The 22,146-nt window shown below is 50.3% G+C and carries 18 protein-coding genes; 8 read left to right on the top strand and 10 right to left on the bottom strand.

Annotated features, from left to right (window positions below):
* Positions 1 to 23 precede the first annotated feature (23 nt).
* The 5 genes from PMI41_RS01320 (at position 24) to PMI41_RS01340 (ending at position 6,993) form a co-directional block, all read left to right on the top strand.
* Positions 24 to 1,238: a glycosyltransferase family protein gene (locus PMI41_RS01320; protein WP_040853432.1), complete on the top strand. Its 1,215-nt coding sequence runs from the start codon at positions 24 to 26 to the stop codon at positions 1,236 to 1,238.
* A gap of 11 nt (positions 1,239 to 1,249) precedes the next feature.
* A complete protein-coding gene (locus PMI41_RS01325) occupies positions 1,250 to 2,494 on the top strand; it encodes a glycosyltransferase family 4 protein (RefSeq protein WP_008120959.1) in 1,245 nt (414 codons plus the stop codon).
* A complete protein-coding gene (locus tag PMI41_RS01330) occupies positions 2,491 to 3,621 on the top strand; it encodes a glycosyltransferase (protein ID WP_008120961.1) in 1,131 nt (376 codons plus the stop codon). The genes PMI41_RS01325 and PMI41_RS01330 overlap by 4 nt, the downstream gene beginning before the upstream one ends.
* A gap of 156 nt (positions 3,622 to 3,777) precedes the next feature.
* Entirely contained in the window at positions 3,778 to 6,492 is a 2,715-nt protein-coding gene (locus PMI41_RS01335) for an ABC transporter ATP-binding protein (RefSeq protein WP_008120963.1), read from the top strand.
* Between the two features lie 33 nt (positions 6,493 to 6,525).
* The gene (locus tag PMI41_RS01340; RefSeq protein ID WP_008120965.1) at positions 6,526 to 6,993 is read left to right on the top strand and encodes a Crp/Fnr family transcriptional regulator; all 468 of its coding nucleotides are present in this window, start codon (positions 6,526 to 6,528) and stop codon (positions 6,991 to 6,993) included.
* 9 nt (positions 6,994 to 7,002) lie between these two features.
* Here PMI41_RS01340 and PMI41_RS01345 read toward each other — a convergent pair whose 3' ends face one another.
* A complete protein-coding gene (locus tag PMI41_RS01345; RefSeq protein WP_008120968.1) occupies positions 7,003 to 8,739 on the bottom strand; it encodes a metallophosphoesterase in 1,737 nt (578 codons plus the stop codon).
* 475 nt (positions 8,740 to 9,214) lie between these two features.
* Between PMI41_RS01345 and PMI41_RS01350 the strand changes: the two genes are divergently transcribed.
* On the top strand, positions 9,215 to 10,045 hold the full coding sequence (locus PMI41_RS01350; RefSeq protein ID WP_008120971.1) for an MBL fold metallo-hydrolase: 831 nt from the start codon (positions 9,215 to 9,217) through the stop codon (positions 10,043 to 10,045).
* A 268-nt stretch (positions 10,046 to 10,313) separates the two neighbouring features.
* Here PMI41_RS01350 and PMI41_RS01355 read toward each other — a convergent pair whose 3' ends face one another.
* Both PMI41_RS01355 and PMI41_RS01360 read right to left on the bottom strand, forming a co-directional pair.
* Complete coding sequence (locus PMI41_RS01355) at positions 10,314 to 11,066, bottom strand: polysaccharide deacetylase family protein (protein WP_008120973.1); 753 nt, start codon at positions 11,064 to 11,066, stop codon at positions 10,314 to 10,316.
* The gene (locus PMI41_RS01360; RefSeq protein ID WP_008120975.1) at positions 11,063 to 12,154 is read right to left on the bottom strand and encodes a glycosyltransferase family 4 protein; all 1,092 of its coding nucleotides are present in this window, start codon (positions 12,152 to 12,154) and stop codon (positions 11,063 to 11,065) included. Before PMI41_RS01360 ends, PMI41_RS01355 begins: the two co-directional genes overlap by 4 nt.
* Before the next feature lie 228 nt (positions 12,155 to 12,382).
* On the opposite strand from PMI41_RS01360, the gene PMI41_RS01365 reads away from it, so the two are divergent.
* Positions 12,383 to 14,089 carry an adenylate/guanylate cyclase domain-containing protein gene (locus PMI41_RS01365; protein WP_040853457.1) on the top strand — a complete coding sequence of 569 codons (1,707 nt, stop codon included), beginning with the start codon at positions 12,383 to 12,385 and terminating at the stop codon, positions 14,087 to 14,089.
* Complete coding sequence (locus PMI41_RS01370) at positions 14,086 to 14,952, top strand: FkbM family methyltransferase (protein WP_008120978.1); 867 nt, start codon at positions 14,086 to 14,088, stop codon at positions 14,950 to 14,952. Before PMI41_RS01365 ends, PMI41_RS01370 begins: the two co-directional genes overlap by 4 nt.
* Here the strand turns inward: PMI41_RS01370 and PMI41_RS01375 are convergent.
* From PMI41_RS01375 to PMI41_RS01405, 7 genes are all read right to left on the bottom strand, one after another.
* Entirely contained in the window at positions 14,932 to 15,414 is a 483-nt protein-coding gene (locus PMI41_RS01375; protein WP_008120980.1) for a class I SAM-dependent methyltransferase, read from the bottom strand. The genes PMI41_RS01370 and PMI41_RS01375 overlap by 21 nt on opposite strands.
* A gap of 103 nt (positions 15,415 to 15,517) precedes the next feature.
* Positions 15,518 to 16,768, bottom strand: a complete 1,251-nt coding sequence (gene repC, locus PMI41_RS01380) for a plasmid replication protein RepC (protein ID WP_052025809.1) — start codon at positions 16,766 to 16,768, stop codon at positions 15,518 to 15,520.
* Positions 16,769 to 16,940: 172 nt separating this feature from the next.
* Positions 16,941 to 17,945: a plasmid partitioning protein RepB gene (gene repB, locus PMI41_RS01385; RefSeq protein ID WP_008120984.1), complete on the bottom strand. Its 1,005-nt coding sequence runs from the start codon at positions 17,943 to 17,945 to the stop codon at positions 16,941 to 16,943.
* Positions 17,942 to 19,165, bottom strand: coding sequence for a plasmid partitioning protein RepA (gene repA, locus PMI41_RS01390; protein WP_008120987.1), 1,224 nt, complete (start codon positions 19,163 to 19,165; stop codon positions 17,942 to 17,944). The genes repB and repA overlap by 4 nt, the downstream gene beginning before the upstream one ends.
* 100 nt (positions 19,166 to 19,265) lie before the next feature.
* On the bottom strand, positions 19,266 to 20,372 hold the full coding sequence (locus tag PMI41_RS01395) for an ABC transporter ATP-binding protein (RefSeq protein ID WP_008120989.1): 1,107 nt from the start codon (positions 20,370 to 20,372) through the stop codon (positions 19,266 to 19,268).
* A 16-nt stretch (positions 20,373 to 20,388) separates the two neighbouring features.
* On the bottom strand, positions 20,389 to 21,219 hold the full coding sequence (locus tag PMI41_RS01400; protein WP_008120990.1) for a carbohydrate ABC transporter permease: 831 nt from the start codon (positions 21,217 to 21,219) through the stop codon (positions 20,389 to 20,391).
* Positions 21,219 to 22,127, bottom strand: coding sequence for a sugar ABC transporter permease (locus tag PMI41_RS01405; protein WP_008120992.1), 909 nt, complete (start codon positions 22,125 to 22,127; stop codon positions 21,219 to 21,221). The genes PMI41_RS01400 and PMI41_RS01405 overlap by 1 nt, the downstream gene beginning before the upstream one ends.
* Positions 22,128 to 22,146 lie beyond the last annotated feature (19 nt).

Consider the following 22,146-nt stretch of genomic DNA (forward strand, 5'->3'; position numbering starts at 1 on the left):
CCGCAGAAAAGAAAGTTCCAACCATGATGCGTCGTTTCGAGGATGCACGGATCCTGATGTATAGTCACGATACGTTCGGCCTGGGCCATTTGCGGCGCTGCAGAACGATAGCGCATTCGCTTGTCGAGGATTATCGGGGATTGAACATCCTGATAATTTCAGGCGCTACTATCGCCGGAGCGTTTGACTATCGTGCCCGTGTGGATTTCGTTAAGGTCCCGAGCGTCATCAAGCTGCGTAACGGAGAATACACGTCTCTTGCCCGCCATATCGACTTGCATGACACGTTGAAAATGCGCCAGTCGATCATCCGGCACACTGCAGAAACTTTCCAGCCAGATATTTTTATCGTCGACAAAGAACCTATGGGGCTCAAGGGAGAAGTCGAAGAGACGCTGACTTATCTCAAATCACGGGGCACTACACTTGTTCTGGGATTGCGAGAGGTTATGGATGCCCCACACCTCTTGGAGGCCGAGTGGAAGCACAATCAAGTGATCAATAAGATCGACCAGTTATACGATACCGTATGGGTGTACGGTCCCCCGGATTTTTACGATCCATTGGTTGATTTGGAAGTTCCGGAAACCATTCGGGATAAAATGAAGTTTGTGGGATTTCTGCAACGCAGCGTCTCTCATGAAACCACCTCTGCGCACGTGCCTGACGGCGATTACATATTGGTGACAACAGGCGGTGGGGGCGATGGTGCGGATCTCGTCCATAATGTCATTCACGCTTATCAGCAAGATCCCTCGCTGCAGCATAAAGCGTTCATCGTACTTGGTCCTTACATGCCTGCCAAGCAGCGCGCAAAGCTTGTCAAGAAGGGCAGCAAGATTCCTTACATACAGGTAATCGAGTTCGATAACCGAATGGAGGAATTGATCGCGGGGGCAAAGGCAGTGGTCGCCATGGGCGGATACAACACCTATTGCGAAATCTTGTCGTTTGATAAGCCTGCGTTGATAGTGCCCCGTATTGCTCCCCGCGAAGAACAGCTTATCCGTGCCAAGCGCGCTGCTGAACTTGGCTTGATTGAAATGCTTCTGCCGGAAGAAGCCGAAGATCCACTACGACTTGCAGAGGTACTTAAGCGCCTACCAGAACGTGCACCTCCCTCGCAAAGTGGCAAGGGTGAAGGTATGCGGCTTGAAGGACTTGTGCACATCTCTGAAATAGTCGGAGAGTGGCTGGAAGACCGGGAAAATCAGCCACTTCCTGCCGTGGCTGAGTAAGAGAACGCATTTTGTCTTTACGCCGTAAAACACTTGTTGTTCTGAAGGGCTACCCACGTCTTTCGGAAACGTTTATCGCGCAGGAATTACTTGGGCTGGAGCAGGCAGGCTTTGACCTCACCCTCATTTCCATGCGCAGGCCCACGGACAAGAAACGCCATCCCATTCACGATGAGATCAAAGCGCGTGTCGTTTATTTACCGGAGTATCTTCACGAAGAACCGCTACGTGTCCTACGCGGACTGATTGGCAGTTGGAAGCGTCCGGGATTTCGACCATTGCTTCGCCAATTCTGGTCCGACTTTTTGCGTGATAGAAGCCGCAATCGTTTTCGCCGGTTCGGACAAGCATTGGTATTAGCACATGAATGGCCCGATGCAGGCGAGTGGTTGCATGCGCATTTCATTCACACACCCGCATCCGTCACGGCCTATACGAGCATTTTGACGGGGATTCCGTGGACCTGTTCCGCCCATGCGAAAGATATCTGGACCTCCCCTGATTGGGAACTGACAGAAAAGCTTGGCAAGGCACGATGGAGCGTTACCTGCACTCGCTCGGGTTTCGAACATATGCGTGGGCTTACCGAGCGAAAAGAGGAAGTTCATCTGAGTTATCACGGCCTTGATCTGGCTCGGTTTGGACATTTCGACCAACCGCGGTCGGACCGCAACGGTGCTGTCAAGTCCGATCCTGTGCAGCTGTTAAGTGTCGGGCGGGCTGTTCCAAAAAAAGGCTATGATGTCCTCCTAAAGGCTCTAGCGCAGCTATCGACTGATCTCAACTGGCGGTTCACCCATATCGGCGGTGGCGATGAGTTGAGCAAGCTTAAACCTCTTGCAGAAACGTTGGGCATATCTGATCGCATTCTCTGGAAAGGCGCACTAGCTCAAGAAGATGTCCTTACGCATTATAGGCAATCGGATATTTTTGCCCTGGCGTGCCGGGTTGCTGAGGATGGCGACCGCGACGGATTACCCAATGTGCTGGTAGAAGCATCCAGTCAAAACCTCCTTTGCGTATCAACGAATATCTCAGGAATTCCAGAATTGCTGACTGGAGGAGAGAATGGTCTGGTCGTACCACCGGAGGACCCTCGTCTTTTGGCCATCGCCATTGAACGGGCTATTCGTGAGCCGGACCTGAGGCATCGTCTTGGTCTGGCTGCTGAGCGCAGGGTTCGTGAACATTTTGATCACAATTCCAGCATCCGGCAACTCACTCGATTATTTGAGGATGAGTGGCAAAAATCATGACATCACCGCGCGTATTCTTTTACGTACAGCACTTGCTTGGAATAGGTCATCTGGCAAGAGCCAGTCATATCGCGCGTGCTCTTGTGGATAATGGGTTCGACCTCACCATGGTCACGGGTGGTTCAAATGTGCCGGGCTTTCCTGGACATGGGATAAGAAAGATTGCGTTGCCCCCGTTACTGGCAGGCAATGCCGGATTTAGCGGTCTTGTGGACGGTAATTCACAACCCGCCAGCGAAGATTATCTTAACAATCGCCGCGAACTCCTACTCCATGCCTTTCACGAGGCTAAGCCCGATATCGTCATCATCGAAGCGTTTCCGTTCGGACGGCGGCAAATGCGATTTGAGCTTATGCCTCTGCTGGAGGCGATCAAATCCACGGTTCCAAAACCCATACTCGTAACTTCCGTCCGCGATATTTTGCAAGAGCGGGCAAAACCGGGCCGCGACGAAGAAACGGTTTCTCTTATCAAATCCCATTTCGACCATGTGCTGGTGCATGGCGACCCCAATTTTGTGGCCTTGCACGATACATTCCCGCTGGCAAAATCCATCACTGACAAGATTATCTATACCGGGCTTGTTGCTGGTTCCGTAGCGCAGCCCTCTCCCGACAAATTTGATATCGTAGTCTCCGCAGGCGGCGGCGCCGTAGGATTCGATCTCCTTCGTTCTGCGAGTGAATCCGCAAGACAATCCAGCTTTCAAGGCACATGGTGCCTAATCACCGGGCCTAATCTACCGGAGGCAGACTTCGCAAGACTATACGCGGATTCGCCGGAGAACGTGACGATTGTAAGGTTCCGTCAAGACTTTCCGGCTCTTCTCCAAAATGCCCGACTGTCAATTTCGCAGGCTGGCTATAATACGGTGTGCGATATGCTTCGTGCGCAATGCCGGTCCATACTCGTCCCTTTCACCGCAGGTGGCGAAACCGAGCAAAGTGTTCGTGCAACCCGCCTCGAAGCGCTTGGACTTGCAGTCGCGCTGCCTGAAAACGGCCTGACTGCTGCGATGCTCACAGGCGCAATTACCTCAGCCCTTGATTTGGCATCTCGCCCAGAACACAACCTGGACTTGAATGGCGCTCGACAGACTGCGGCACTATTGGGGCAGATGCTCTAGGTTTGATTTTCAAGAATACGCATCCATAGCACCATGTTATGTGGCATCATCGCATTTCATGATGTAAGTTCAGGTGATTCAACCAATAAGGTCCCTTCACCGCCTCACCTGTTTCACGATATAAATTACTGCTGACGTCACAGCCCACGGTTGTTCATGGAAAAAAGTTTAACACGCTATATCTGGTCGAATACACGACTGCAGCAGATATGGATTCTGATTGTTGTAGCCGTTTCGATGGTCCCCTATTTCCTGTCGTTCGATCTGCCAAAGCAGATTGTCAACGGGCCCATACAAGGGACAGGTTTTGAATCTCCCGGCGCTACGCAAACTTTCATGCGCATCCGCTTCAATATTCCTTATATGGGTGAAGTCACATTCTTCAATGGACTGGAGCTGACCCGTTTTGAAATGCTCATGGCACTCAGCCTTGTGTTTCTGCTCCTGGTGATCATAAACGGCCTCTTCAAACTCTACATCAATACCTATAAGGGCCGCCTCGGCGAGCGTATGCTGCGCCGGATACGCTTCGAACTCATTGATCGTGTGCTCCGTTTTCCACCGTCCCAGTTCAAGCGGGTAAAATCGGCGGAAATCGCTACCATGATCAAGGATGAAGTCGAACCAATGGGTGGCTTCACAGGTGATGCGTTTGTGCAGCCCGCTTTGCTCGGCGGCCAGGCTCTGACAGCTCTGGTTTTCATCATCATGCAGAATTTCTGGCTGGGTATGATAGCTGCTGCAATTGTCGCCATACAAGGTGTCATTATCCCACGCATGCGCAAGCGTTTGCTTGAGCTTGGAAGACAGCGCCAGTTGACAGCACGGGAACTCTCCGGCCGCGTAGGCGAGATTGTCGAGGGGATCGGTGCTATCCATGGCAATGATACATCAAACTATGAACGGGCCGACATAGCATCACGTCTCGGACTGATTTTTTCGATCCGTTACGACCTTTATCAATGGAAATTCCTGGTCAAGTTCATCAATAATTTCCTGGCGCAGGTCACTCCATTTCTGTTCTATTCGGTGGGTGGTGTTCTGGCGCTGCAGGGGAGGCTCGACATCGGTCAGCTGGTAGCTGTGATCAACGCGTACAAGGATTTGCCCGGCCCGTTGAAAGAGCTGATCGATTGGGATCAGGCACGACAGGATGTGCAGGTAAAATATGCGCAGGTCGTTGAGCAGTTCAATGTGGACCGCCTGGTTGATCCCAAGATTCAAGCCTTGGCACCTGCTGCAACAAACCGACTTGAGCATTCCTTGCATGCAGTGAATCTGACAGTATCCGACGACAGTGGCGCGCCGCTGCTCAATCATATTTCGGTAGAAATCAAACCGTCTGAAACCGTCGCAATCATTGGCAATAGTGGCAGCGGCGCGGAGGCACTTGCCGAAGCTTTTGCCCGATTGGTTTGGCCGGACCAAGGGCGTATTACCATTGACGGAGCAGACTTGCTCGAACTCCCGGAATCGGTAACAGGTCGCCGGATCGCTTATGCTGCGTCCGACACCTACTTCTTCCACGGAACATTGCGGGACAATCTTCTTTACGGACTTAAGCATGCTCCATTGACCAAGATTGAGTATGAGGGTGCGCAAGCGGTCAAGTATAAATGGAACCTGAATGAGGCACGCCGTGCGGGTAATCCGGAGCTAGATCTGAACAGCGACTGGGTGGATTACACTTCTGCAGGCGTTACCGGCCCCGACGATCTTTTCAAAGTGGTTCGTCCTGTTCTTGATGCTGTGATGATTTCGCAGGATATTCAGGATATGGCGCTGCGGTCGTTGGTCAATACAGCCACCCACAGCGATCTTACTGACAGAATCGTCGAGCTTCGCGAAGCGCTTCGCAAAAGGCTGAAGAAAGAGGACCTCGATGACCTTGTGGTGCCGTTCAAGCTGAAAGAGTATAATCCGCAAGCGACTATTGGGGAGAATCTATTGTTCGGGACGATGAAACGCCCAATGATGACCAACAGAAAGCTGGCAGCTCATCCCTATTTCCGCTCAGTGCTAAGGGAGAATGACCTTTACATCGATTTGTATCTCATGGGTCTGGAAATTGCATCGAATGCCGTTGAACTCTTCCAGGATTTGCCGCCGGATCATCCGTTTTTCCAGCAACTTACATTCATGACTGCGGATGATATTCCCGCTTACCAGATACTCCTGCAAAAATTGCAAGGTCGTGGCATCGAAGCTGCATCGCCGGAAGAGCGCTCCAACATCATCCGATTGAGCTTCTCATACATTGAACCGAGGCACCGTTTTGGTCTGTTGAACGATGAACTCATGGCCAAGATCGTGGACGCGCGAGCTCGTTTCCATCAGAATTTGCCCGACGACCTCAAGGGCGTTATCGAACGATACGATCCTAAAAAGTTTATTTCCTCAGCAACTTTGCTGGATAATGTGCTTTTTGGCAGAATTGGTTTTGCACAAGCGGATGGCTCGGACAAACTCCGCGATATCATGCGGGACATCTTCAACAAGCTCGAACTCTTTGAAAGCGTCCTTTCTATCGGTCTTGATTTTGATGTGGGTTCAGGCGGCAAACGCCTTACCAATGTACAGCGGCAAAAACTGAATGTGGCAAGAGCTTTGCTCAAGCGATCTGACTATTTGATTTTCAACCGCCCTCTTCCCGCGCTTGACCAACGCGTTCAAGACAAGATCACGCATAACATCATGGAAAACCTTCACGAAGAAGGTCATTCCCCATCCATCATTTGGGTACTTTCAAACACTGGCCTCGCCAAATTATTCGATCGAGTTGTAGTATTTGACAATGGGGCACTGGTGGAGGACGGAACACATGCTACTCTTCTGCAGAAAAACGGTGTATTTAAACAATTGGCTTCATAAAATCCGATGATGGCCACAGGGGATGCTACGCATATGCTGCTTAAAGACGAAGTGGAAATGTTGCGACGAGTGCCATTGTTTTCGGGAGTTGCTCCCGCAAAGCTGAAACTTCTCGCATTTACTTCGGAGCGCGTGAGCTATAAGTCCGGCCAGATATTGTTCAACCAAGGCGATCCCGCAGATGCGGCATACGTGATCCTGTCCGGCGCGGCTGATATTCTTGCTGATAGCCCGAGCGGAGAAATAAAGGTCGCTGAGATCGAGCACGATTCAATTGTCGGTGAAATTGCTATTCTTTGCGATGTCTCCCGTACCGCTACGGTCAAGGCCAACTCACCGCTTGAAGCCCTGCGCATAAGCAAGGACCATTTTATCAAACTCTTGAGCGATTATCCCGAGATGACCATTGAAATCATGCGGGTTCTTGCGGATCGCCTGAGCCATACAACAACCGAGCTCAGTGAAGCGCGTAGCAAACAAAAGCAGCACGCGGCAAAATAAGAGAGAGCTTTAAAAGATTTTTATCTGACCTGTCGCAAGAGAAACAGAGAAGTTTCGCGACGGTAATCCAGCCATGTATGAAGCCATCATCCGGAAGATTGTCGCGAACATTTGCCTGGCCTCACTCCCTTCTACTCCTTCAGATGCATAGGCTTCGATCAGTCTGCGATACATCACCAATCTCTTTGTTGATATCCAATCCAACGCCATCTCGCTACCCATGCGCAAGCGATACCAATCCCCAAGCAAATCAAGAACGGAGATGGTATCCATTCCCTCCAAGCCCATACTCGCCATAGCGGAATGAGCCCGGTCCATTCTCAGTGTCTGAACAATATCATCCAAACTTATTGCTTTCTCAGATCGGGCCAACACAAGTAGATCGCCAAGTGTCAACAGTTTGACTGCCTGCGCGAGTTTGGCAGGCCACTCCCTTTTCAGATAACGATGGATTACCAGCTGGTCCACATGAGCCGAAAGAAATTCTCCATAACTGGTAGCGTCCAGCATGGCCCCTACATTCTTCTTTGTAACGGCAATCTCGGTCCGATACTGCGTATTGATCCTGGTATCTATCGTAAGACCATCCAATGATATGGTCTCTACGTTAATTTCATTGTCTTCAATCGTTAAAATCTTGAAGGCAGGTGGAAAGGCAACAAGCGATGGGACGCCCACATTCGTCAAAGTTCCCTTGCTGTTCGTGATACTCGCTGTGTCATTGACATGGAGATGACCACTGAAATGTATGGAAGTGCCGGTATCAATCACTGCATCCGCTACTGCCAGCGAAGGGGTTCTCCTCGTCGAACTAGTTGCTCCAAGCAATGAATGTTCATCTTCATTCGTCCCATTCATCATATCGATCATTGGATAGTGGGAAAATGCCAAGAGCGTTTTACCCTCTAGCTTGGCTCTTTTCGCAACATCTTTCATCCATTGGAGAATGAAAGGCTTGTGTACAAGCATCGAGTTCCAGCCAGCATCGGTACTATCAATGAATGCTGCAGGATCATTGTCTGAGAAGGCGCCTATGCGAGGTTCGAATACATTGGCATCAATCATCAACAACCAGAGATTTGGCAATGGTTCGATCAGATAAGAAGCATCCATCAGCTCATACTGGTTGAGGCCGTCCGCCGACCGCACCTTATGGCGGCGGGAAGCGGGATCACTGCTGTTTCCAAATGGTGTTTCCCAATGTATGGCATCTGACGGCGCGAAGAATCCAAGATCAGGCATTGCTTGCAAGCCTTCGGGGTACCCTTGGCAGTACATTTTATCGCTGAAGACCATTGCCTCAGCATCCTCGTCGACAAACTCGCTATCGCTGGCAACCGTGGTATAGGTGCCATTAGCGTTTAGGAACCGCTTTGCGTGATGGCGTCCGGCTATACCAAAGATGTCGTGATTTCCGATGGTTGCGATGAAGATCAGCCCATGATCTTTGCTATAACAACCGAGAATTTCTCTCAGCGCAGACAGTGTTCCTACTTGGCCATCATCCGAATAATCACCAAGTAAAATGACAAGTTTGATTCCACGGGTCACAACATCATCCAGAGCACCTCGCAATGCATGATAACTCTCGTTGAACACGCGGGTAGACCGGATCGTGTCCGTCAGGCGCCGAGCGATCATCTTGCGGCCGTCTACTTCAATTCCCTCGAAGTCATAATCGCCATAAAGGTCGTGGAAATGTGCATCTGCTATAACGGCGATACGAGGAAACTTCGAAGAAGACATGAGCGAGCCGTTCTAGAGCAAGTTTTGTTTATATAGAGTCATTCTGCCGGAGAGAATTCGCAGACAAGGTCGAAGGATTTGGTGAGGCCGATGTTTCCCCATCGGACGAGACTAAAGCCTGATGGATTTGGCCCGAACTCCCCTGCCCTTACGGGTTTCCAGCTGACAGTCAACCACTTTGTCAGGCAGCTAGTCCAATCGGTAAACATCGACTTTGCTACCTTCCGTGTGGATTGTCTCGTCATCCGAGAAACAGAATTGGCTCTATATAAACAAAATTTGCTCTAGTGATCACTAATCTAATCGTATTGGTTAATTGTCATAAACCTTAAAAAGCAAGTTGCTATTTCCTACATATCAACAGAAGCGAATTTTTAATGCGTAGCCTGTCAATAAAAAGGAATACAAGCCTCGCATAACGATCGCACTTTGACTACGATATCCCCAAAATGGGGAACCAGGTGTAAAAAGCATAATGAACGACCAAGTATTTCGGGTGAAATTCTGGGGGACACGCGGCAGTGTTGCGGTTTCGGGACCAGAGTTCATACGGTATGGTGGAAATACCGCGTGCATCGAGGTTCAATGCGGAAAGCGGCGACTGATTTTTGATACCGGTTCTGGCGTACGCCAAGCCGGCGAGGCTTTGTCGCGCGAAGGTGTCGAGCAACTCGACATCATTTATACGCACTGCCATTACGACCATATCATTGGTCTTCCGTATTTCACGCCGCTTTACAACCCCATGATGAGTGTTCGTCTTTGGTCGGGACATTTGGCTGGACAGATGACGACCGGTCAAATGGTGAAGCAGTTTATGCGTCCACCGTGGTTCCCGATAGAATCGGATATTTGCCAAGCATGCCTGAACTTTCAGGATTTCCGTACAGGGGACGTACTTACCCCGTTTGAGAACGTCGTAATACGCACCGATAAGCTAAATCATCCCGGTGGCTGCGTCGGTTATAGAATCGAGTGGGCGGGCCGTGTCCTCGCGCTGATTTTTGACACCGAACATATCGCAGGCGAATTGGATCCTGCAGTTCTTGGCCTCATCAAGGATGCCGATCTGGTTGTCTATGATTGTACCTATACTGAAGACGAGATGCCGCGACGCTTTGGCTATGGTCACTCAACATGGCAACATGGGGTAAAATTGGCAGAAGCCGCCAAAATCGGCAAACTGGCATTGTTCCATCATGCCCCGTCGCGAACTGATGATGAGATTGACGAGTTCGAACGGCTTGCAAGGCTGCGCTTTGATGGAACATTCGCAGCCCGTGACTTTCAAGTCATAGACCTCTAGAGCAAATTTTGTTTATATAGAGCCATTCTGTTTCGTGGATGACGAGACAATCCACGCGGAAGGTAGCGAGGTCGATGTTTATCCATCGGACGATGCTGCCTGACAAAGTGGTTGGCCGTTAGCCAGAAACCCGAAGGGCCGGGTGAATTCGGGCCAAATCCTTCGGGTTTTATCATCGTCCGATGGACAAACATCGGCCTCGCCAAATCCCTCGACCTTGCCCGCGAATTCCATCCCACAGAATGACCCTATATAAGCAAAACTTGCTCTAGATCAACTCGCGGGCGGATACCCAACGGCATCCTCCCGTATGAACGGTAATTTCGAAAAGTTTTTGCAGAAAAACCCAAGCCGCTTCATCATGTACAAGATGATGAGCAAGAATGCCGATAGTGCTGTCTTCTCCGCTAAACCGGTCACGCATCTCCCGCACAATATCAGCTACCAAATCCCCGTAGTTTCGACAGCCTCGCGTGCCGTGCCAATCCATCAAGTCAACATGCGTGTTCACAACGGGGATATGACTGGTTTGGATTTCTTTTGGCGGTCCAAATACCGAAAGTGCTGCAAATCCCAGGCCGCGTAAATGAGGCAGCAACGAACCATCAATACGATTCCATGGCGGAACGAGTATCGGCAAAGCTCGTTGCGGGAATAATTTCTCTATGCAATTTCTCCCCTCCTCAAGCTCGGCAAGAACCGATTGTAGTGGTCGATGGGGTCCAAGTTCCTGCTTTTTCTCTCCGTTATGAGCATGATTTACATGTGACCAACCATGCACACCAATCGTGATTAGTTGCTCCGATTTCAGTCTGTCAGCCAATCCATCACCCGCCAGTGCGGGTATGACAGCCAGCAACGTCGGCACCCCATGTTCTTTACCAAGCTTTAGCAAGCGTTGCAGAGCTGTCGTTGGTTGAACGGCATCATCGTCACGCAGCCAGAATTGCACGCTCCGACTGACATTTATCCAACGCGAGAGTTCATCGCGCAGTGGTTGCCAAATGACATCTTCGGTCATTGATCTCGTCTCACATATTTTTCGAGCAGCCAAGCCAACCGCCGTGACGCTTGTTCAAGAGAACGTTCTGCAAAAACAAACTCCCTCGCAGCCTTGCCCATACCAAAGCGCCCCTCGCTGTTCGCGCATAATTGTTCTATTGCACGGCTGAAGGCAGACACGTCATTCACTGGTGTAAGAATTCCTGTAATACCATTCTTTACGACCTCCGGAACACCGGCCACCTCCTGTGCTACGACGGGCAGCCCCGCCGCCTGCGCTTCAAGATAAGCAATTCCATATGCTTCACCAAATCCCGGCCAGATGTAGACACCAGAACCGTAAAGTATTTCCATAACTTCTTGTGATTGTTTTTGCCCCAACCATTCAATGCGATTGCCGATCTGGTCAAAACACGCCTGTACCTCAGCCTTGCTGGGGCCATCTCCCACGATTCTCAGGGTCCAAGGTATGTGCTCCAACTGCGCCAATGAAGCTGCGAGCATCCGGTAGCTATCCAGTTTGTCACCCGGTCTCATCATTGCGACGGTAACAAATTGATTGGAATGAACCGGCGTCGGATCTGCCGAGAAGGCTGCAACATCAATAAACGGGGCCAATCTTCCCAAACGTTCATTGGATACGATTTCTTGAAGACCAATTTCGTCCCGTTGCGTGAAGCAAATATTCAATGCGGCTTGTCGGAGACCCGCAACGACATATGATTGCTGCTCTTTCCACTCCCCGCCATCGCGGCTTTTGGAATAGGAGGCCTCAGCCGTAACATAAGGAAGTTCAAACATTGATGCCAAATCGGGGCCGAGCAGATCGGGGGCCTTGTAATAAGTGTGATAGGTGAACCACAGATCAGGTTTTACGACGGTCTGCCATAATTTAGCTATGCGTGCACGTTCCCGTGCAGCACTATTATGAATCTCTTTTTGAACAGGCCCTTCTGGCGTTTTGGAAAAGCTTCTGAGCTCAGAGACCAGCTCGACTTTATGTCCCGCACTTTGCATCGCGCGGATCAACAGTCGCGCCATCTCACGATCACCAGAGGGGACAGGATGGTTTGGCGATTTCAACGGGGCATAAAAAGCAATGTGCATCTGCGAAAGCGATATAGCCTGACAATAAAACGTAGACCACCATGCGGGAAGATTGGAAGCCGCACAATAGATTGTGCCCACTGGACCAGAGTCGCATCAACTTTAAAACAAATATCCATCAAGACTGGCTTCGTCTTGCCGTTTTTGCCCGGCAAGTGAGCACATTGTCCACTCGCCAAATCACAACCGCTCAACTAAGCTAACATGACAGAAATTTCTACGGATTTCATGACAGCTTTCGCCGCTAGTAAAGTCAGTTCCGAACGGTCATTGCGCAGACTACGCTTGATCTCAGGTTTGATCATGCTCGTTTTTGTCATGCTACATCTGGCTAATCATTCACTCAATTTGATCTCGCTAAAGGCCGCGGAAGAGGGTCGTCATTGGTTTCTTGCCATTTGGAGAAACCCGGTCGGGACATTTCTTTTCTACGGCGCAGCAATTGTACATGTGACATTGATCATGAGAGCACTTTATGTGCGCCGAACACTGGTCATGCCCATGCGTGAGGCAAGCCAGATCATACTGGGATTGCTCATCCCCGTTTTACTGATTGAACATATAATTGGAACACGCATCCGATACGAAGTGGCGGGCCTGCACGATACATATGAGTTTGTCATTCGCAGCCTGTGGGTCGATTCTCCAGGTAGTGCTATCAGACAGACACTGGCATTGCTTGTAGTATGGGCTCATGGATGCATTGGAATACATTTCTGGTTGCGGTACCGTGACTGGTACTCGCGGGCTGCTCCGTTCTTCCTTACATTGGCAATTTTGCTGCCGGTTCTCAGCCTTTTAGGTTTTGCCTATACGGGCCGTATTCTTGCAAGCGAACCGGTACAATCGAGTTATGGCAGCGGCTACTCTTCGGGGATTGCGCATGGAAGTACATTTGTTAGTAACGCGGCGCTGCAGCAGCTGATGATAATTAAACTCATGCTCTATGGCGTTTTTGCCACTAGTCTTTTGAGCGTCCTGACCTTGCGACTTGTTCGCAGTTGGCGTGAACGTTCCGACCAGATCGAAATTCGTTATCCGGAAGGTCAGCTTGTTCGTGTTCCGCGTGGGTTCAGCGTCCTTGAAGCGAGCCGGCTTGGTGGCGTTCCTCACTACGCCGTGTGCGGTGGCAAAGGCCGCTGCTCGACATGCCGCGTCCAAGTAGTAGAAGGGGGGGATACATTATTGAGGCCGGATGCAACCGAGCAAGCAACATTGAACCGTATCAACGCAGATCCAGATGTTCGCCTTGCCTGTCAGCTTCGACCTTTGAATAGTATCAGCATAGTACCCTTGCTTGTGCCCACTGTGGAAAGCAATCTGCCCGCAAACAGCCAGCAAACTAATCCGGGCCGTGAGCAGGAAATTGTCATTCTCTTCTGCGATATACGCAATTTCACCACCCTGACCGAAGCCCAACTGCCTTATGACGTGGTGTTCCTGCTTAACAGATACTTTGCCATCGTAGGCCAGGCCGTTGAACGGGCGGGCGGCCGCTTGGACAAGTTTATTGGAGATGGTGCAATGGCCTTGTTTGGGCTGCAGGGGTCATCGGAAGATGCCAGCCGGCAAGCTCTCAAAGCATGCGCAACAATTGTTCGTGAAATAGACCGTTTAAGTCAAGAGCTTGCAACTGATCTCGCCATGCCGCTGCGTGTCGCAATAGGTGTGCACTCCGGTCCGGCGATTGTCGGGGCAATGGGCTATGGCAACGTAAAGAGCCTCACCGCGATTGGAGACACTGTTAACGTTGCAAGCCGTCTGGAAACAATTGCGAAGGAACTTGATGTTGCGCTGGTCGTGTCGGAGCCAACCATAGTTAAAGCAGGATCTGATACTACGTTGCTGGAAAGCCGGGAAATAACCGTGAGGGGGCGCGCCGAGCCGCTCAGGATTTATGTTGTTACTCAGGAAATGAGCGCTCACTTCACATGAAAAACAGATGGCTTCGGCGCTTTGAGCAATGGAGATACGATACTATCGCCCGCTTCTTTGATACGCGGTACGGGCGCAAGTTGTTGGTCAATATAATTGGCCCCAGAGTCACGAACATGACGATCAATTGCGGGGATCATGTCATGACAGTTTCACCCCGTGACTACATCGGAAAAAAAGTGTTCCGGAAGGGCAACTTCGAGCGGGATCACGTTGACCGGTTACTTTCAATTCTTCAGGAAAGGAAGCTTCTGATTGATGGAAGCACTTTGCTTGAAATAGGCGGAAACATCGGGACGCAAACGATCTATTTTGCGCTTTCGCAGTCATTCTCACAGATCGTCAGCATCGAAGCTGATCCCCGTAACTTCGAATTGTTGAAGCTGAATATCACTCAGAACGGGCTGAAAGATAAGGTGCTTCTGGTAAACTGCGCAGCGGGAGACACGGAGGGTGAAATTGACTTCTTTCAACACCAGAATAATCATGGCAAAAGCAGCACAACACGCAAAAGCAATTCAGATCGAAAAATCACCGTACCTGTAAGACCAGTAGAGGAGATTCTATACGATACAAATGTATCCTTGCAGCAGATTGGACTGATCTGGATGGATATAGAGGGATATGAACCAGTCGCATGCAAATCCATGCGGACCTTATTAACAAGCAATGTCCCCGTCTATATGGAGTTTTCACCTGTATATTACGGTGAGGATCAATCGATCGCTTTCATACAATATCTGGCCGGCTTTTATGAGGATTGCCTGATATTTCGCGATGGTAGCATCGAGGCGATCAAGGTTTCAGCTCTGCCATTCAATGAACCTCAGTTTGACATACTACTATTCAATTCGGCGATATAAGAAATAACGGCCGGGCTTCACACTCGCAGGAAGCGGCAACCGCGCCAGTGCAGGATGGTCCAATTCCAAACCGCTGGCGACAATACCATGTGACGACAAAAGACCGGCCGCCAATTCTGGCAACCATGTCAACGTCACCGCATCCTTATCGTCATAGCCAGTACCGATATCCGCATGAACAAGTGCAGCGCCTATACCAGTGAATTTCTGTGCAGTGTCGCGAATCTCGCCAATGACGAGATCTTCGGGGTTGGGTGTGGAACTCTTATGAGAACCAACTGCGCGATCAAAAGCAATAATCCGGCGATCAGGAAATCTTTCGCGGAGGTGATCATAAGTGCGGCCATTGCCCAGCCCGAGCTCGATTACCGGTCCCTCCAGTTCTTTCACAGCATCACAAATATGATTGAGAATGTCGCGTTGTGCCGTCATCCGGCGAATAAAACTGTCAAGCCTGCTCATAAATATTCTATGCCCATTACATCGTCATTATAGTGGTGGCTTAACATGCCGATTGCGGACACGTCGATCATTTGTCGGTAACAAAAGAGTGCGCAATCAAAAGTCATCCGGCTTCAGCATCATGTTTGATCTGGCTGGCGCGAAGTAATCCCATAAGCAATGGCCCCGAGGAGAATGATCCCTCTCTAGCCTTGTCAGTCAGAGCACGTAAATATCCGCCAGGACTCAAAATATCCTCACCTTTTTGCAGGATTGCCGAAACAACAGTTGCCGCTTCATTGGGTCCAAAAACCTCAACGGCTTGGTTCCAGGCATCAGGACTAATCCCGAGAGTTACCCGAACCAGGTTCGCGGTTTGCACAAGATCGGGCCAACTATCTATCCTGCGGAGTGCATAATTGATTATATCCGGGCAGGCTTTCAGGACGAGACCAAGTGGAAATGTTTTTGGTGATTTGTGTGTCTGCCTTACAGATACTGCAGGGTCATCTGCTTTAATGGCGTCATCATGCCAGTCAGGATTGTACTGGTTCGCTGCTCCCTTGGCTTGTCTAAAGCCGGGTTCAAATGCAAAATTAGAGTCTGGGTTTTGATTCTGTATATGCCGGTCATTTTGAACGTCACTGGCGTTTGTTTTATTGGAATTATTGTGTGATTCCAATAGTTTCTCTACTTCAACACGTAACTCGCCAAGGGCATCCGCCAGCGTTTCCAGTCCTCGCTTGTCAAAGCTCCTCAACAATGGGCGGGCTAAGGGCGTGAACCGCTCCATCAGTGAATTCCATGGACCGTCAAGAGCTTCTTCCTCGGCAAAAATGATCATCTTTGCTATGTCACGGCGATGAAGGCTGACCTGCTCCCGCAATAGGCGTTTTGCCAGATCTTCAGCGCGGATTGTCGCAGCAAGCTCCTCATATTCGGCTGCCTTCATCACCAGAGGTATCAAATCAAAACCGAATGCGGTCTTTACCTCACCTTCCTGGTCGCGTCGTACATACCGCTTGCCGTTAGGACTATCGCGGCGGATGATCATTCCTGCCTCGACCAAGGAGGCCAGATGCCTGCGCAAAGTAACTGGTGCCATGCCGTGGCAACGCAGCGACAATTCTCTGTTTGAGGGGAAAACGATGAGATTATTGGTGCTATCCAGCTCGTTCTTTTTGTGGAAGCTGAGCAATGCATGCAGTACTGCCAGCGCACGATCGGAAACACCCAATAAAGGCTTGGCTTCCGTAATCATACGAAAAAGCTTCCATTTGTCGGCGATCAAATGAGCATCAGTTGCTCGGGCCTCTGTTTGCGCATCCAACATGGCATACGACATTGGCCGCCGCCCAAAGGGCGTCGTCGTCATTTCCCTATTCATTGCTTTCACCCTTTGATCAGGCAAAAGAAATCCGCTCACCGAAACGGCGCTTAACGCTTGACAGTGATTCTCGGAAATGCGATTCTCAAGCTGCTTAGACTTTGAGAGGGCTTCCGTGACGTCTGTTTCGGGGGCCTTTTCTTTTGTGATCTCTCTCCAGTTAGAGTTGTCGAATACGCGGTTCACTCTTTTCGCCGCGAAGATATGCAGCGTAGATTTCAGGCAAGTGCGTTATTAGATAGTGCCCGAACTCAGGTGTCAGGGCTTCATCAATAGTTACTTTCGTCTTGCCGTTTGCTTGTTCAATCTGGGCATAGGATAGCCCTTCTTTCGATTTCAGCGGGTAGATATAAGGTCCATATTGCCGAGGCATCAGGCTCTTCAGTATCAGGGCAAAACGGGCATCGCTATCGATCTGGAGTAATCGTTCCAGATCAACTCTCTCTCTCCAGGGAGTGTCGTCTTCCTGTAGTAATTGTGAAAGTTGTTCCCAACGGGGTCGGCCAACCTTGGGGGCTGGGCCTATGACCTGGATCAAATCTTCCGGCAGGGAGTTTGCCACGGCAATCATTGTCGACAAATTGCCTTTATGAACCGCTAAAGCCGCAATGAGGGCGTTTCGCTCAATGCCATGCGCCTCCAGTTTCGCCGCGAACAATGCCCGTTCGATAAAGGACAAATCCTTTCGCTCAAGGTTTTCCTTACCTTGCGCAACGATCAAATCCTCATCGGAAAGATTGCGGACAATCGCCTTGACCGGCCTGCCTATTGCCCGCAATGCTGCAAGCCGCCTATGCCCATAGGCCACCTGATAACGGCGATCATCCTGAGGATGGGGCCGCACAAGGATTGGGACCTGTTGGCCATGTTCCTCTATACTAGCCTTGAATTCACTGAAATCATCGGTGTTGATATCGTCAAGCCGATCCCGGATGAATGACGCGTCAATTAGGTCAGGCTCGATTTGAACAACATGTTCACCGGCAGATATTTGCTCACGTAATGCCTGTGCTTCATCTGCATCATCTGACAGGCTTTGCAGCGACAAGCCCATAGCCTTGAGCGAGCCGGATTTTTGAGGAGGCTTGGTATGTCTGTGTTCGGTATGCGACGCATCATTGATAGGCGTCATCATAGCTTTTAGAGCATCCCTGCGCTTATTCATGGAGCCCTCCCCCACGCGTCGCGTACCAGCTCTTCGATTTCGAGATTAACCGCATCCAGCGCCTCGATAGCCCTGTCATAGGTAGCGCGGGTGAAATATTCCCGGCCAACTTCGTACAGCGTCTGCTTTGTTAGACCAGCGTCTGAGATTGCAGTAGATTTGAGCAGGGCGTTTGTTAAAACGCGCTCGCCGAAAAGACTCTTCAGCAAGCCGACAATTTGGCCTTGAGGACCGTCGCTCGGTTCATATCGCGTCACAACGTAACGGAAAAAATCGTAATCAGCATCACCGCCAGCTTGCTCCACGACATCAAGGAGACCGGCAGTCATATGCAGGAACTGCGACATTGAAGCCACATCAAGCATTTGCGGATGAATGGTTACAAGCACACTACGCGCCGCGCAAAGGGCCGATAATGTCAAGAATCCCAGTGATGGAGGGCAATCCAAAACAACGATGTCGTAACGATCATCCACAGTAGCGAGCGCATTTGCTATACGAGAAAAGAAAAGCCGTTCGGTGCCCCTACGCTTCTCCGCCAGAATGCGCGGCGTATCGTGTTCAAATTCCTGTAGCTCAAGGTTACCCGGAATGATGTCGAGGCCAGCAAAGTAGGTTTTTCGGATAATATCAGACAGCGGCCGCTGTTGATCATCATAGCGGATAGCGCCGTAAATCGTGTCATTGTCTTCCAGATCAAACTCCGGCTGAATGCCGAACAACGCCGACAATGACGCCTGCGGATCGAGATCGATTGCCAGTGTACGATAGCCTCTCATAGCGAAATATTGCGCAACATGAGCAGCTGTCGTGGTTTTGCCTGAACCACCCTTGAAATTGGTTACGGCAATGACCTGCATATGCTCGTTACCTTGACGAGAAGGCAGATAGCTCTTTTTGGACTTGGCTAGATATCGCCGTATCTCATGAACCTGTTCCAGCGAATACAGCCGACGCCCACCAGATGTCTTTTCCGCTTCAGGGCCTTCGCCCGCCAACGATAGATGTCGGATATAGGCATCGGTAATACCGATCAAACGAGCAGCTTCGCCAGAAGTGAACTTTCTAAGTTCCTTCTCTGCCGTAGGTGGAAAGGCGCGAGACCTCAGCTCCTGCAACTGGGCGCTAAGCAGATCAGCATCCGCTTCGACCAGCCGCGTCAGTGAGCGAACACGCTTTCCTGTACGGTGGCTCGGGTCTTTTTCAGTTGGAGACAACATACACGCTTAAAATCCAATTTTAGAGATTAAAGCGTAAATTCACCTGAGTCTGGCTGAGTCGTCAAGCGATTTCAGATTTTGCCCTGAGCAGTCCTGCATTTCAGTCGATTTCGCCAAGCGCTGGAACCCGCAAACCAGTGCTATCGAAGAGCGTAATATGCTGCTCGTCAAACGAAAACTCAACAATATCGCCGGTCTTGATTACATCATCCGTGAAAATACGGGCTGTCACCCGATTGCCATCAGGTCGCTCTATCGTAACCAGGCTTTCAGGACCCATGTTTTCATTTGCGAAAAGTGTCCCGGAGATAACATTGATATCTCCGGTATGAGCGATGCGCAGATGCTCGGGTCGCACGCCCAATGTCATCGCCTTTGCCTTGGCTGCTTCCGCAATGTGGCTGTACACGGTCAACCCTTCTACTTTGATACCGTCGGCGTGGACCTGCAATTTGTTCTCTGCGACTTCTACCCTGATCGAAATGAGATTCATGGGAGGATTACCTACAAAATTGGCGACAAAGGTTGTTGCAGGCCGACGGTAGATTTCAAGCGGTGGGGCAAATTGGGCGATACGCCCCTTATCCATCACTGCCACACGTGTTGCCAGGGCCATGGCTTCCGCTTGATCATGCGTGACATACACTGCAGTCATGCCAATATCCCGCTGCAGATGATTAAGAAAACCACGTGCCTCAAGACGAAGCTTGGCGTCAAGATTGGAAAGCGGCTCGTCAAACAAATAGACCTGACTGGGATAAACAAGTGCACGTGCAAGCGACGTTCGCTGTTGCTGCCCTCCTGAAATTTGGCTTGGCAAACGCTTCAGCAGATCACCAATTTTGAGAACGTCCGCCACTTCTTTCGCACGGGCATGACGCTCGGCTTCGCCTTTGCCCCGGACCTTGAGTGGATAAGCAATATTGTCTGCAAGATTCATATGTGGGTAAAGCGCATAATCCTGAAAAACCATCGAGATTTGCCGATCTTTCGGGTGCAGATTGGTTACATCTTTCCCGCCGATCAACACTTTGCCGGAAGTAGGCGTTTCAAGCCCTGCGATCATGCGCAAGCTTGTAGTCTTGCCACAGCCTGACGGCCCGAGCAGGCAGACAAACTCACCATCCGCTATATTGAAACTGATATCGGGTACTGCATTGAAAGTACCGAAGCTCTTGGAGACATTCTGAAATTCCACAGAGGCCATAAGATTGATTATCCGTTTAAGATTTGATGCCACCGAAGAACCGGAAACCGAACTTCCAGTTCACGAAAAGATAAAGTGCGATGACAGGCAAGGAGTAGATCAATGAGTAAGCAGCGAGCAAGGTAACCACAGGCGTGCCAGCTTCCGAATAGAATGAGTAGATCGCAACGGATGCAGGCATCAAATTGTCACTACGCAGGAGAATGAACGGGATAAGGAAACTTCCCCAAATGTTCACAAACGCCCATACAACCACGACAACGATTCCCGGCCGGATGACTGGCAAGGCCACATCAAAGAATGCCTGAAGGGGCGATGCACCCGCAACCATCGCACTTTCTTCATAAGACCGGGGAATTGCATCAATGAAATCTCGCAGGATGAACATTGCAGTGGGCAATAATCCGCCAGCGAATACGAGGATTACCGCCAAATGCGTATTGATGAGGCCAGCTGCCGAGATGATCAGAAAGATCGGTACCATTGCAGCGGAACCGGAAACGACTGATGAGAAGAGGAGGAGGATATAAGTAACGGCACTTTTTCCGGGTATCGACGAGCGGGAGAGAGCATAGGCAGCCAAAGTTGCCGAGACCCCAACCAATATCACACCGCCAAATGCCTGAATGAGACTATTCAACAAGGCTCGCATGGCAAACGTGTTTTGAAAGACCGCCGAAAAATTGGAGATGCTGAACGCTTGGGGGATCGCGAGGCCAAGTTCTGCACGCGCATTGAATGGAGCGGAGATAAACCAGATCAATGGCAGAGCGAACACCACACCAAGAATGGCGGCTATCGCTGAAAAGCCCATACGCCGGACGTATACTTGTACAGGCACTTGCATCAATCTGCCTCCGCCGGTTTTTTACGCGCCATCCGCAGATAAACCAGTGCGAATGCCAGATTGATGAGCATTATGATAACCCCAACAGCAGCGCCCTTTCCGAACTCAAAATCTTTGAAAGCAATCCGGTAAGTGTAGATAGACAGCAATTCTGTTCGATATGATGGTCCGCCATTGGTCAAAAGGAATGGCGTAAACACATTGAACGTCCACATGGTAATCAGGATAAGATCAGTAACCACATGGCCCTTGATCAGCGGCAGCGCTATGTCGCGCAGCTTTTGCAATGAACTGGCACCGGCGACGTCAGCTGCCTGAAAATAACTCGGCGGAATTGATTGGAATGCCGAGTTGAACAGCATCATGGAGAATGCCGCACCGCGCCAAGTATTGAATACTACAATCACCCAGAACGGATTTTGCAGCAACCAATCACCCGGTGGCAAACCAAGCCCTCGCAGGATCATATTCAGCGTACCATTGTCAAAATCCAGAAATGCGAACCAGGCAAATCCAATAACAACTTCTGGCAATATCCATGCGGCAATTACTGCGGTCTGCAGGAAGGACTTTATCTTGGGCGAGACAGTTTGACTCAACCAGGCCAGTATCAATCCCAGCAGTGCCTGGCCGACCAAAGCTGACAACAGCACAAACTGAGTGGTCAATATCAATGAGAAGCCGAACTGCCCACGGGAAAAGAACGTTAATGGATTGAACAGGGCGATGTAGTTTTGAAATCCCACAAAGTCGGGATTCAGCGCTGTGCTGCCAAGCAAAGTCCTGTTCGTAAACGAGACAACTATGACCCAGAAGAATGGGATGATTACAAACACGCCAATCAGTGCAGCCGCTGGAGCGAGAAACAATGCGCCGGCTCTATTAGAGAGCAGTGAGAATGTCTTCATCTGCGTGTCCCGACGCGAT

This window comes from Phyllobacterium sp. YR531, from assembly GCF_000282595.1.
Classification (GTDB): Bacteria; Pseudomonadota; Alphaproteobacteria; order Rhizobiales; family Rhizobiaceae; genus Phyllobacterium.